The organism is Arsenicicoccus bolidensis DSM 15745 (assembly GCF_000426385.1).
Taxonomy (GTDB): Bacteria; Actinomycetota; Actinomycetes; order Actinomycetales; family Dermatophilaceae; genus Arsenicicoccus; species Arsenicicoccus bolidensis.
Window position 1 is genome coordinate 55,629 of the sequence record NZ_AUFG01000010.1, and the last position, 12,376, is coordinate 68,004.

General features: G+C 71.7%; 10 protein-coding genes. 5 read left to right on the forward strand and 5 right to left on the reverse strand.

Going from position 1 to position 12,376, the window contains the following annotated elements:
• Nucleotides 1–9 precede the first annotated feature (9 nt).
• The 4 genes from resB (at nucleotide 10) to K313_RS0107695 (ending at nucleotide 4,333) form a co-directional block, all read left to right on the forward strand.
• On the forward strand, nucleotides 10–1,515 hold the full coding sequence (resB, locus tag K313_RS0107680) for a cytochrome c biogenesis protein ResB (RefSeq protein ID WP_029211125.1): 1,506 nt from the start codon (nucleotides 10–12) through the stop codon (nucleotides 1,513–1,515).
• A 2-nt stretch (nucleotides 1,516–1,517) separates the two neighbouring features.
• Nucleotides 1,518–2,444, forward strand: a complete 927-nt coding sequence (gene ccsB / locus K313_RS0107685) for a c-type cytochrome biogenesis protein CcsB (protein WP_029211126.1) — start codon at nucleotides 1,518–1,520, stop codon at nucleotides 2,442–2,444.
• A gap of 5 nt (nucleotides 2,445–2,449) precedes the next feature.
• Complete coding sequence (locus tag K313_RS0107690) at nucleotides 2,450–3,139, forward strand: TlpA family protein disulfide reductase (protein WP_051274055.1); 690 nt, start codon at nucleotides 2,450–2,452, stop codon at nucleotides 3,137–3,139.
• Between the two features lie 165 nt (nucleotides 3,140–3,304).
• Nucleotides 3,305–4,333 (forward strand): hypothetical protein, encoded by a 1,029-nt coding sequence (locus K313_RS0107695; RefSeq protein ID WP_156911231.1) that lies wholly within the window; start codon nucleotides 3,305–3,307, stop codon nucleotides 4,331–4,333.
• A 159-nt stretch (nucleotides 4,334–4,492) separates the two neighbouring features.
• On the opposite strand, the gene K313_RS0107700 is transcribed toward K313_RS0107695, so the two are convergent.
• The 5 genes from K313_RS0107700 to K313_RS0107720 form a co-directional block, all read right to left on the reverse strand.
• Complete coding sequence (locus tag K313_RS0107700; RefSeq protein WP_029211129.1) at nucleotides 4,493–5,506, reverse strand: hemolysin family protein; 1,014 nt, start codon at nucleotides 5,504–5,506, stop codon at nucleotides 4,493–4,495.
• On the reverse strand, nucleotides 5,503–6,990 hold the full coding sequence (locus tag K313_RS0107705; protein WP_029211130.1) for a hemolysin family protein: 1,488 nt from the start codon (nucleotides 6,988–6,990) through the stop codon (nucleotides 5,503–5,505). The genes K313_RS0107700 and K313_RS0107705 overlap by 4 nt, the downstream gene beginning before the upstream one ends.
• 314 nt (nucleotides 6,991–7,304) lie before the next feature.
• Entirely contained in the window at nucleotides 7,305–9,293 is a 1,989-nt protein-coding gene (locus K313_RS0107710; protein ID WP_029211131.1) for a solute carrier family 23 protein, read from the reverse strand.
• Nucleotides 9,294–9,429: 136 nt separating this feature from the next.
• Nucleotides 9,430–10,536: a glycosyltransferase family protein gene (locus K313_RS0107715; protein ID WP_029211132.1), complete on the reverse strand. Its 1,107-nt coding sequence runs from the start codon at nucleotides 10,534–10,536 to the stop codon at nucleotides 9,430–9,432.
• A 151-nt stretch (nucleotides 10,537–10,687) separates the two neighbouring features.
• Complete coding sequence (locus K313_RS0107720; protein ID WP_029211133.1) at nucleotides 10,688–11,533, reverse strand: aldo/keto reductase; 846 nt, start codon at nucleotides 11,531–11,533, stop codon at nucleotides 10,688–10,690.
• 376 nt (nucleotides 11,534–11,909) lie between these two features.
• On the opposite strand from K313_RS0107720, the gene K313_RS0107730 reads away from it, so the two are divergent.
• The gene (locus K313_RS0107730) at nucleotides 11,910–12,320 is read left to right on the forward strand and encodes a VOC family protein (protein WP_029211134.1); all 411 of its coding nucleotides are present in this window, start codon (nucleotides 11,910–11,912) and stop codon (nucleotides 12,318–12,320) included.
• Nucleotides 12,321–12,376 lie beyond the last annotated feature (56 nt).

The window sequence follows — 12,376 nt, forward strand, 5'->3', positions numbered from 1 at the left end:
GCAGAGCTCATGAGCAACGACACCCACCTCCTGACCGAGGACACGATCGAGTCCGCCGACACGATCCGCATGCCCCGGCCGCTCTACAAGGTCTATCGGGTCTTCATCTCCAAGCGCACCGGCATCGGCCTCATCCTCGCGATGGGCTTCCTCACCCTCATGGGGACGCTGATCCAGCAGTCCACGGAGAACAACCGGGCCGACGCCACCGCCTACGCCGACTGGCTGGACTCGGTGCGGCCTCGCTACCAGGGCTGGACCGGAGTGCTGGACCTGCTCGGCATGTTCAACGTCTTCGGCTCGGTGTGGTTCAAGGCCGTCAACGTGCTGCTGTGCATCTCGATCCTGTGCTGCATCATGCACCGCATCCCGCTGCTGTGGAAGCGGGCCACCCGCCCCCAGCTGCACGTCACCGAGGGATTCTTCGCCCACGCGAGCATCCACCACGACGTGACCGCCCCGGTGCCCGCCGAGCAGAGCCTCGAGCACCTCCGCACGACCATGCGGCGCAAGGGCTATCGCGTGATCGACGACCCCCGCGGGCCCGGCCTCAACCTCTACACCGACAAGTTCCGGTGGCCGCCGTTCGGCACGATCTTCGCCCACGTCGCGTTCGTCATCATCCTGCTCGGCGTCCTGGTCACGTCCAACACCGGCTTCTCCGAGGACAACGTCCCCGTCTCGATCGGTGACCGCGTCGACATCGGCCACGGCACCGGCCTGACCATCACCGCCACCTCCTTCTCCGACACCTACTACGAGGACGGCCGGCCCAAGGACTACGTCAGCCACCTCGTCCTCTACAAGGACGGCGTGCAGGTCAAGGAGCAGGACACCCGGGTCAACGAGCCGCTGCGCTACGAGGGGGTCAAGTTCTTCCAGGCCAGCTTCGGCTTCGCAGCCCGCATCCAGGTCAAGGACTCCACCGGCAAGGTGCTCCACGAGGGTGGCGTGCCGCTGCAGTACACGACCGAGGACCAGAAGAACTCCTTCGGCAAGCTGCCGCTGCCGAACCAGGGCGTCGACGCCTTCGTCATCACGGCGGCCTCCGGGCAGACCGACGCGCAGATCCAGCCGGGCGACGTCGCCATCAAGGTGCAGCCCACCGACCAGGACAGCACCATCGGCCAGAAGGTCATCACCCAGGGCCAGACCGCGCAGATCGGCGACCTGACCTACACCTTCCTGCGCGAGCAGCAGTACACCGGGCTCATGGTCTCCGACGACCCGGGCGCCCTGTGGGTCTGGGTCGGCTCCACGATGATCGTCGCCGGCATGACCATCACGATGTTCTTCCGGCACCGCCGGATCTGGGTCCGCGTCCAGCCGTCCGGCGACGGCTCGCGCATCCGCCTCGCCTCGTCCGAGCGCCACGACACGGCCTACGAGGGCTGGGTCTCCCGCCTCGTCGACGACCTGTCCGCCGACCTCGGCGCCACGCCCACCCCGGGCCACCACACCACCGCCGGTCGTGACCACGACCGCGCCGACCTTGCCAGCACGGTAGGAGCCTGACGATGTTCGCCCTCTCCCAGTACGCCCTGATCGCGGGGACGATCCTCGTGTGGCTCGGTGTCGCCGCCACGATCGTCAACCTGACCCGCAAGCCCGCCGAGCGCGAGGCCATCGCCCCCGCGCGCGCCACCGTCGGCGGCGCCGCGCTCGCGGGCGGCGGCACCGCCGTCCTGACCGGCCACGCGCCGACCGCCCTCGGCCGCACCGGGGTGCGCGGACCGGCGTGGTACGCCACCAAGGTCACCCAGGTCGCGCTCCTGTGCCTCACGGTCGCGCTCGCCGCCAGCGCGGCGGCCACCGGCCACGGGCCCTTCTCCAACCAGCACGAGTTCGCGGTGTCCTTCGCCTGGGGCGTCCTCGCGGCCTACGTCTTCTTCGAGTGGCGGTATGACGTCAAGGCGCTCGCCGTCTTCGTCCTGCCGATCGCCGCGGCCATGCTGACCTACGCGACCACCGTCGACGCCAAGCCCGGCCCCCTGGTCCCCGCCCTGCAGAACTCCCTGCTGCTGACCGCGCACGTCTTCACCGCCGTCCTCGGCTACGGCGCCGCCGCGGTGGCGTGCGGCGCGGGCATCGGCTATCTCATCGCCCCGCACCTCACCTGGAAGGGCATGCCCAAGCGGTCCTTCCTGGACGAGCTCGGCTACCGCGCGGTGATGATCGCCTACCCGCTCCTCACCGTCATGATCATCCTCGGCGCCATCTGGGCCGACATCGCGTGGGGCCGCTACTGGAGCTGGGACCCCAAGGAGACCGCCGCCCTGGTCACCTGGCTGATCTACGGCGCCTACCTGCACGCCCGCGTGGCCCGCGGCTGGCGCGGTGAACGGTCCGCCTACCTGCTGATCCTCGGCTTCGTGGCCATCCTGTTCACCTTCTTCGGCAACTACTTCTTCGGTGGCCTGCACTCCTACGGGGGGTCGATGTGAGCGACGTGACCGACCGCACCCACGCCGCGGGTGCCGACCAGGGAGCGGCGGGCACCGACCAGCCGACGGCGGGCGCCACCCAGGCCGGCCCGAAGGAGGACTGGCGCGGCGGCATACGAGCCAGCGGGAGCAAGCAGCTCATCGTCCTGCTCGTGACGGCGCTGCTCGTCGCCGGAGGGGCCTGGCTGCTCGGCGGCAAGGCCGGCTCCGCCAAGAGCGCCCCCCTGAACGGCGCCCAGGCCGTCCAGGTCACGGGCGACACCTCCGGGCCGGCCCCCGAGGTCGGCAAGCCCGCGCAGGACTTCACGGCGCGGACCGTCAAGGGGGAGCCGATCTCCCTGTCCGAGCTCAAGGGCCGCCCGGTGTGGCTGACCTTCGGGGCGTCCTGGTGCACGGCCTGCCGCGCCGAGGCCCCCGACATGCAGGCGGCCTACACGGCGGCCAAGGCCTCCGGGGTGGAGATCGTCTCCGTCAACATGCAGGAGCTGCCCGCCGACGTGGTGTCCTACGCCGGCAAGCTGGGCCTGACCTTTCCCCAGGTCGCCGACCCCGACACCGCCCTCGCCTCGAAGTACCGCGTGATGGGCCTGCCCTCGCACTTCTTCATCGACAAGGAGGGCGTGCTGCGCTCCCAGCACATCGGCGTGCTCACCCGCAGCGCGATGGACCAGCAGATCGGCACGCTCGCCCGCTGATCACCGCCCCCTGCCGCCTCTGTCCACGTCGGTCTCGCCGATCGTGAGGCAGGGGCGGCTCAGGGGGATCCCCCCTGGCGGAACGTCCGTCCCACCGGCAGCGTTGTCATCGAGACACGCACGCATCGGTTGGGAGTGATGAGGGTGGTCCTCACCGGACTTCTCGTGAGCACGGGCCTGGTGGCCGTCACCGTCGGGGTCGGACGGTATGCCGCTGACCGCTGGCGACACCGCAAGGACGCGATCACGGGTCACCGCCTGGCGCCCGGCGTCGCCCTGACCGCCGCCGGCGGTGGGCTGGTCCTGTCGCCGGACGTGCTCGTCCTGACCGACCAGCTGCAGGTGGCGGACCCCGCCGCAGCGCTGGCGCTCGGGGTCTACAACGTCCTCGCCATGGGTGGCCTCGGCACCGTGGCCGCCGGCATGTGGCTGTCGAGCCGGAGGGTGACCCGCCAGGTGCGGGCAGGCGTCGACGCGGTGGCGGACGGCATACCCCTGGTCGCGCGGCGCCGGGCCATGCGCCGCGGCACCCCGGCGGACTTCCCGCGGGAGTGGGCCAGCCTGATCGCGCTGGACACGGAGCTGACGCAGCGGCTGCTGCGCTACGAGCGCGACCTGGAGGCCGCGGTCAACTTCCCGGTGATGAGCGACCACACCGACCCGCTGACCCGCGGCGCGATCGACGCCATGCTGCGCTGCCGCGAGCTGCGGGCCGCCACCCCACCGGCCGGCACCCGCGACGTGCGCGACACCGACTACGCGCGGGCGGTCGCCGACTTCCAGGTGGCCCTCGAGGCCGCCGAGGCCAACGCCGAGCGGCTCGTCGCGAGCACCTTCACCGAGGACGAGCGCCGCACGCTCGAGGAGGTCACGGCGACGCTGGAGTTCATGCGCGCCAACAGCACGACGCCGGGAGAGCGCGCGGCGGCATACGACGAGGTCAGCGCACGGCTCACGCAGGTGATGCAGGCCCGCGGCACGTCGGCTGGTGGTGCTGCGACCGGCGGCGTTGCGACCGGTGGCGTTGCGACCGGCAGCGCTGAGACCGGTGGCGTTGCGACCGGCGGCGTCGCGGCTGAGGGAGCGACCGGAGGGGCAGCCGCGGGGGAGACGGCGGTGGCGCAGGGCCAGGGGCAGGCCGCGGTGGCGCGTCCGCATCCCTTCCTGGACGTGACGGACCGCGCCCGCCGCTGACCCCCGTGCGCAGACCCGCCGGGGGCGAAGGCATCGACCGGCGTTCGTTCCCCAGGCTGATGCCTCGGCCCCCGGCGGGTGCGACTCGGCCCCCGTCCCAGCTGGGACGGGGGCCGAGTCGTGCGTGGAGCTACTGCCCCTCGCGGTCAGGTGCGGCGGTCAGGCTCGCGCGCTGGTCTCGCGGGGGAAGAACCGCGGCAGGATGTCGCTCATCGTCACGACGCCGGCGAACTCGCCGCCGCGATGCACCACGGCCAGCTGGGTCTGCGTCTCGCGCATGAACGTGAACGCCTCGTGCAGCGGGGTCTCGGCCGCGACGGCCAGGGTCTCGCGGGCCAGCTCGCGCGCGGGACGGTCCGCCGGCTCCCCGAAGGTGTCGCGCACGTGCACGGTGCCCGCGACCCGGCCCTCGTCGAGCAGCAGGATCCGCATGTGGCCGTGCTCGACCGTCGCGGCCTGGACGTCCGCCACCGTGGCGTCGATGTCGACGGCCGTGGGGCGCCGGCGGTGCCGGATCAGCTCGTCCATGGTGATGTCGCGCATGTCGAGGGCGTTGGTGATCGAGGCGCTGTAGGACGCCTCGAGGGTGCCCGCGTCCGCGGAGTGCTCGACGAGCTCGCGCAGCCCGTGCTCGTCCTGCACCTCGTCGACCTCGTCCACGGGCTCGACGCCGGTGCGGCGCACGAGGGCGTTGGCGGCGTGGTTGAGGGCCTTGAGGGCGGGACGGGTCAGCCACAGGAAGCCCCGCATGGGGACGGCCAGCAGGATCGCGGACCTCTCCGGGTGGGCGATGGCCCAGGACTTGGGGGCCATCTCACCGACCACGAGGTGGATGAAGGTCACGATGATCAGGGCGACCACGAAGGCCACGACGTCCGCGGCACCGGTGGGCAGGCCCACGGCCTCCAGCGGCCCCATCAGGGCGTGGTGGACGGCCGGCTTGGTGATGGCACCGAGGGCCAGCGTGCAGACGGTGATGCCGAGCTGCGACCCGGCGAGCAGCAGGGTGAGCTCGGAGGAGCTGCGCAGGGCGGCCCGTGCCGACGCGGAGGTGGCCGCGGCGTCCTCGAGCCGGTGGCGCTTGGCGTTGATCAGCGAGAACTCGACGGCGACGAAGAACGCGCTGAGCGCGATGATCGCGACGGTCGCGAGGGTGGTGACGAGCCAGCTCATCGGGTGCCCTCCTCGGTCACGTTGGTGGCGCCACCCTGGGCGTCCTGATGGGAGTGGTGGCGAGACTCACGGTCGGGTGGGGACCCGTCGCCGTCGCCGTCGCCGTCCCCGTCGCTGCGGTCGGGGGAGTCGGCGTCGACGGCGTCGGTCTCGGTCAGCGTGAGGCGAACCCGGGACGGGACGTAGCGCTCGACCTCCAGCACCTCGACCGTGAGGACCTTGCGCCGGTCGTCGTCGAGGTGCAGGTGCTCCTGGCGGAGCGGCACCTCGATCAGCGTGCCGTCCTCCGGCAGGCCGCCGACGTGGTCGATGACCAGGCCGCCGATGGTCTCGAAGTCACCCTCGGGCAGGTCGACGCCGAGCGAACGCTCCACCTCGTCGATGTGGACGTCGCCCTCCATGACCCAGATGCCGTCGTCCGGGACCGGCACGTATGACCGCTCCTCCGGGTCGTGCTCGTCGGTGATCTCGCCGACGATCTCCTCGGCGAGGTCCTCCATCGTCAGGATCCCGGTGAAGCCGCCGTACTCGTCGACGACGCAGGCGAGCTGCTCGCGGCGGTCGTCGAGCTCGCGCAGCGCGTCGGGCAGGCTCATGAGCTCGGGCACGACGAGGGGCTCGCGCATGATCTCGGAGCACGGCGCGTCGTCGTCACCCCGGTGGGACAGCACGTCAACGAGGTGCACCACGCCGACCACGTCGTCCTCGTCCCCGATGACCGGGTAGCGGGTGTGACCCGTGTGCATCAGCTCGCGCACCTCGGCGACCGTGGTCTCGGTGCGCAGCGAGTCGACCTGGGCGCGCGGGATCATCGCGTGCGCGACGTCCTCGCCGGGGAAGTCGAGGATGCGGTCGACCATGATCGACAGCTCGTCCGGCAGGTCGCCGCTCTCGCGCGAGAGCTCGACGACGTGCTGCAGGTCGCGGGCCGTGGCGGCGTGCTGCACGTCGTGGACCGGCTCGATGTGCAGGGCCCGCAGGAGCAGCTCCGCGGACTTGTCGAAGACCCAGATGACGGGGCCGAGGACGGTGAGGTAGAGCGAGGTCGACCGCGTCAGCCAGGTGGAGACCTGGTCGGGGCGGGCGATGGCGTAGTTCTTGGGGAAGAGCTCGCCGAAGAGCATCTGCACCACGGTCGAGAAGACGAGCGCGAAGACCGCGCCGATGGTGACCGACACGGCCACCGGGACGCCGGTGTCGCCGAGCATGGTGCCGATCGCGGAGCCGATCAGCGGCTCGGCGACGTAACCGACGAGCAGCCCGGTGACGGTGATGCCCAGCTGCGCGCCGGACAGCATGAACGACGTGCGGCGGGTGATCTCGAGGGTCTTGCCGGCGACCTCGTCACCCTCGCGGTGCCGCGCCCCGAGCCGGGACCGGTCCACCGCCATGAAGGCGAACTCCTGCGCCACGAAGTAGCCCGTGGCCGCCGTGATCAGCAGCACGACCACCAGGCCGATCACGAGCGAGAGGACCGGGCTCATCGCGCCTGCCCCTCAGGGGTGAGACCGCGCGTGGCGGTGCCGGGACTGCAGGGCTCGTCAGGCTGGCGAGTGTGCATGGGCCTTTCCGGGGACTGGGGGGAGGGTGCGGGGGCGGTCGGAGAACGCCCGGTCGGGCCTCGAGGTTCCCGGTGCGCCCGGGGGAGAGCCGTCGGTATGTCGTACCCCGCCGCCATCGACGGTAGTCGCGATGGCGACGGGCGGCGTCATACGGCCGAGGTTTGTCATGGGCGCCCCGAGGTGAGCCGGGAGCTCAGGTTGTGTCGTCCGGACGGCTGGCTGGCGGGCGTGGCGGATCAGGTGAGCTGCTCGAACTTGCGGCTCCACGCGCTGCGGATCGGGCTGGCGTCGGCGACGAGGGCGTCGAAGCGGGCGTCCGCGATCGCCGAGACCTGGCCGAGGGAGGCCCGGTGCTCGCGCGCGGGCGAGCTCTCGACGCGGCGCCACCCCTGCTCGACGAGCTGGTCGAGGTCGGCGAGGTTGGTGACGCACATGACGAGCGGTCGTCCGTGGGTGTCCTGGTAGGCCGTCGAGAGGCGGTGGATCTCGTCGCGCTGCACGTCGTCGATCCGGTCGAGGGCCAGCGAGCTGGTGTCGAGGAGGGCGACCTCGGTGTCGGAGGCGATGGGCCCGCGGGGCGCGCCGGCGTCCTCGGCGTCGACGGCCGCGAGGACGAGCTCGCCCACGTCGCGATAGCTGCGGACGAGGGCGTCCTGCTCCTCGCGCGTGCCGGACAGCACGGCCTCCTGCAGAGCCGCGCGCAGTGCGGTGGTGGACCCGAACGGCCGTGCCTCCCAGGCGCGCTCGACCGGCCACGTCGCGCCGGTGTAGAGCGAGCCGAAGGTCGCCACGAACTCGTCGCGGCCCATGGCGTCCACGTCGTCGATGGTGACGGTGCGGTCGCCGGACCGGGCGACCTCGGCGCCGCGCTGCGGGCCGACGTGGAAGAAGAGCAGGTTGAGCAGGATCGCGGTGATGGATCCGAGGGTGACGCCTGAGGCGAAGAGGATCTGCGCCCACGAGGGCAGGACGTCCGCGACGTGCGGCTGCAGGGTGACGAGCATCGCCAGACCGAGGGCGGTCGAGACGATGACGGCGTTGCGGTTGTCGTGCAGGTCGGCCTTGGCGAGCGTCTGGATGCCGACCACCGCGACGTTGGCGAACATCGCGATCGAGGCGCCGCCGAGCACGGGGGCGGGGATGGCGGCCACGACGGCGGCCGCCTTGGGGAGCAGGCCCAGCACGATCATGATGACGCCGGCCATGACGACGACCCAGCGGCTCTTGACGCGGGTGAGGCGCACGAGGCCGACGTTCTGGGCGAAGCAGGTGTAGGGGAAGGAGTTGAGGACGCCGCCGAGGGTGGTCGACAGACCGTCGGCGCGCAGCGCGGCGGCCACGTGGGTCGGGCGGATCCGCTTGCCGACGACCTCGCCGGTGGCGAAGACGTCGCCGGTCGTCTCGACGGCGGTGATGGCCATGACGACGATCATCGAGATGCACGCCGTCAGGGAGAACGCCGGCCACCCGAAGAAGAACGGCGTCGTCACGCCCACCGGAGCCGCGGACGCGACGCCGGCGAAGATCGGCTCGCCGAGCGCCCAGGCCACGGCGGTGCCCGCCACGAGACCGATGAGCACCGACACCGTCGCGAGGAAGCCGGAGAACACCCGCTGGATGACGATGATCAGCGCGAGCGTGCCGAAGGCGTAGAGCAGCGACTCGGTGAGGGCGGCGTGGTCGAGGGGGGCCGCGGGGTTGGCGGGGTCCTGCGCGTTGCGCACGACGTCGCCCGCCGCGACGCCCAGCAGGGTCGTGCCCATGATCGTCAGCACGGAGCCGGTCACGACGGGCGGGAAGAAGCGGAGCAGGCGGGAGAAGTACGGCGCCGCGAAGAAGGTCACGAGACCGGCGACGATGATCGCGCCGTAGACCTCGGCCAGCCCCTGCGTGCCGCCACCGGACGCGAGACCGATCGCGATGATCGGAGAGACGGCGGTGAAGGTCACGCCCTGCACGAGAGGCAGCCGCACCCCGACCTTGCCGAAGCCGGCCGCCTGGATGATCGAGGCGATGCCGCACGTGAACAGGTCGGCGTTGATGAGGTGGACCGTGTCCTGCGGGCTCAGCTTCAGCGCCTGCGCGATCACCAGCGGCACGATCACCGCCCCGGCGTAGAACGCGAGGACGTGCTGCAGCCCGAGGACCGCCAGCTTCGGCGCCGGGGGCACCTGGTCGACGGGGTGGACGGTGCGCGGGGCGGGCGCGAGGGAGGCCTGGGACATGGGTGACCTTCGCTGGGGAGGGGGACGTCAGGGCGTCGTCACTGACGACCGTGATCCTACCGAGCGCGAGACCGTTCCCCGTATGACGGGTTTGTCCCGTCATACGGCATGGGCATGGCCCCCTGGCGCCCGACCCTCAGGCGAGGCGCTCGCGATGGTGCACGATCGGCTCGTGCGTCGCCGCACCCGCCCCGAACCACTCGGTCACCCGCGTGGTGAAGGCGTGCTCGAAGTCGTCGTCGTTGTGGCGGGCCGCGATCCACGCCGTGAAGCTGCCGCCAACGCAGGCGTCCAGCTCGCGACGGCAGGCCTCCGGGTCACGGAGGGCCTCGAGCAGCAGCTGCTCGGCGACGGCGGGCGAGTCGTAGAGATAGGGGTAGCGCTCGGGCACGAGCGCCCGCGCCCACCCGGTGTCGGGGAGGATGCCGATCACGCCCTCGAGCATGGCCTCGACATACTCCAGCCCGTAGGACTCCTGGGCCGCGGTGGCCAGGAAGGCCGTCGTCCTCGACAGTGCGTCCCAGTAGCCGTCGCGGGTCGTGAGGGGCCCGACCCACATCCACTTTTCCCGCGTCATGTCCATCGCCGCCGTCGACGTGAGGTGCTGCTCCTGGAGCCGGGCCTCGGCGCGGAGCGGCACCTGTCGGGCCACCCGCCGCACCACGTCCATGAAGAGGCCCGGCCGCTTGCGGCGCTCGAGCGTGATCGCGGGATAGAGGACGACCGGGACGTCCGTGGGCCTGCGCGTGGACGCCCGCTCGACGTTGACGCCGAGGTTGGTCCAGTCGATCCGGGCCTGGGAGGCGAGGTGGGGTGCGGTCCAGTGCTGGACGACCTCACGCACCTCACCGGCGGTGCGCTCGCTGTTGCAGTAGGTCGGGAACATCGCGAAGGACAGACCCAGCGCCGCGAAGTTGACCGGGTGGTGGAAGGAGCTGGGGTTGGTCCAGACGAGGTTCAGGATGCGCGGCTCGTCGAGGTGCCGGTGCAGCACCTGGAAGCACGCCACGGAGTCCAGCGGCTCCATGTTGACGAGCAGGGTGCTGGTCGGGTCCAGGTCCTCGAGGGTGACGACCTGCAGGCCGGGCCCGGTGCGTGGCTCCGGGCCGACGACGACCGCCTCGGGATAGAGCCGCAGGAGCCGTGACACCAGGCGGGTGCCCGCCGAGTCTGTGACCAGCTGCCCGGACGTGTCGATGTGTGGTCCCTCGCCGATGGGGCCGAGCTTGACGGCAACCTTCATGGCCGCACCTCCTCGTGCGCAGGGCCGCGCGGCAGCCTGCCGCGGGCGGCCTTCCGACCATGGTGCACCTGGCTCGTCAGGTGGTTGCGGGCGGGGTGGGCCTGAGCGGGTTGGCGTGCGAAGTCGGGCGGATGTGCCTACCTGAGGTAGGTCAGAGGAGCTCGAGGGGGACGGGCTCGGACGGGGCGGGGAAGGCCGAGTCCAGGTCGTCGAGGTCGCGCTCGGAGAGGCGGAGCTCGAGCGCTCCCGCGTTGTCGAGGGTGTGCGCGACCGACGAGGACTTGGGGATCGCGATGACCCCGGGGTCCCGGATCGTCCACGCGAGGGCCACCTGGGCGGGGGTCGCCCCGTGACGCTCGGCGACGTCCTCCAGCGCGTGCAGCCCTGCGCCGGGCTCGAGCAGACGGGCCTGCTCGATGGGGGAGTAGGCCATCACCGGCACGTGATGGCGGTGCAGCATCGGGAAGAGGTCGAGCTCCGGCCCCCGGCGGGACAGGTTGTAGAGGACCTGGTCCGTCGCGCAGGCCGGCCCGCCGTCGAGCCGCAGCAGCTCGGCCATGTCCTCGGTGTCGAGGTTGGAGACGCCCCAGGCCCGGATCTTGCCGTCGCGGACGAGCTCCTCCATCGCGGCGACGGTGTCGGCGAGCGGGTGGTGGCCGCGCCAGTGCAGCAGGTAGACGTCGAGGTGGTCGGTGCCGAGCCGGCGCAAGGACGCCTCGCAGGCCTGGACCGTGCCCCGGCGGGAGGCGTTGGAGGGCAGCACCTTGGAGACGAGGACCGCGTCGTCGCGTCGTCCTCGCAGGGCCTCGCCGACGAGCTCCTCGGAGCGGCCCGAGCCGTACATCTCGGCCGTGTCGATGACGCTCAGCCCCGCGTCCAGGCCGGCCCGGAGGGCGGCGATCTCCTCGTCGTGCGCGGCGGCGGAGTCGCCGACGTTCCAGGTGCCGAGGCCGATCGCAGGGACCCGGTGGCCGGCGAAGGCGGTGGTGCGCGTCATACGGCCACCCTAGGACGCCGCCGGTCAGGCGGCCGCCCGGTCGGCGAGGTCGAGCAGGAACGGCACCGACGTCATGGCCAGCAGGATCACGGCGACGACGAAGGCGATGGCAACGGTGAACAGGTCGTGGGTGGTCATGGCTCCACGCTCTCGCCCGCGGGCGCTCGCGCACATCGGCCCATGGTCGGGACCCGCCGGCCGGGTGGTGCGACCTCGGTCGTATGCCGGGTGCGACCACCGTCAGGCGGCGTGCGGGCACCCGTCGGGGTGGCCGGCGTCCGCAGCCCCTGGGGTGTGTCCTAGGTCACGGCTACGCTGCGAACTGGCAGCCCGCCACCGCGTCGTCCGACGTTCCTGAAACCACCGGGAGTCCACCATGTCGTCCGTCCTGAACCCCTACATCTCCTTCGTCGACCAGGCCCGTGAGGCCCTCGATTTCTACGCGTCCGTCTTCGGCGGCGAACCCCGCATCATGACCTTCGGCCAGATGGGCACCGAGGGGGCCGATGCGGACAAGGTCATGCACGGCCAGCTCGACACCGCGGCCGGCTACACGCTCATGGTGTCCGACGCCCCCGAGGGCATGCCGCACGACGACGGCGCCCGCATCTCCTGCAGCCTGTCCGGTGACGACGCCGACGAGCTGCGCGGCTACTTCGCCGGCCTCGCCGAGGGCGGTCAGGTGACCCTGCCGCTCGAGAAGCAGATGTGGGGCGACGAGTTCGGCATGGTCACCGACAGGTTCGGCGTCGCCTGGATGTGCAACATCGCCGGCGCCGCCGCCTGATCCACGGCCTGTCGGGGAGGTCGGCGCGACAGATCGTTATGCGCCGGTCGGCGTCG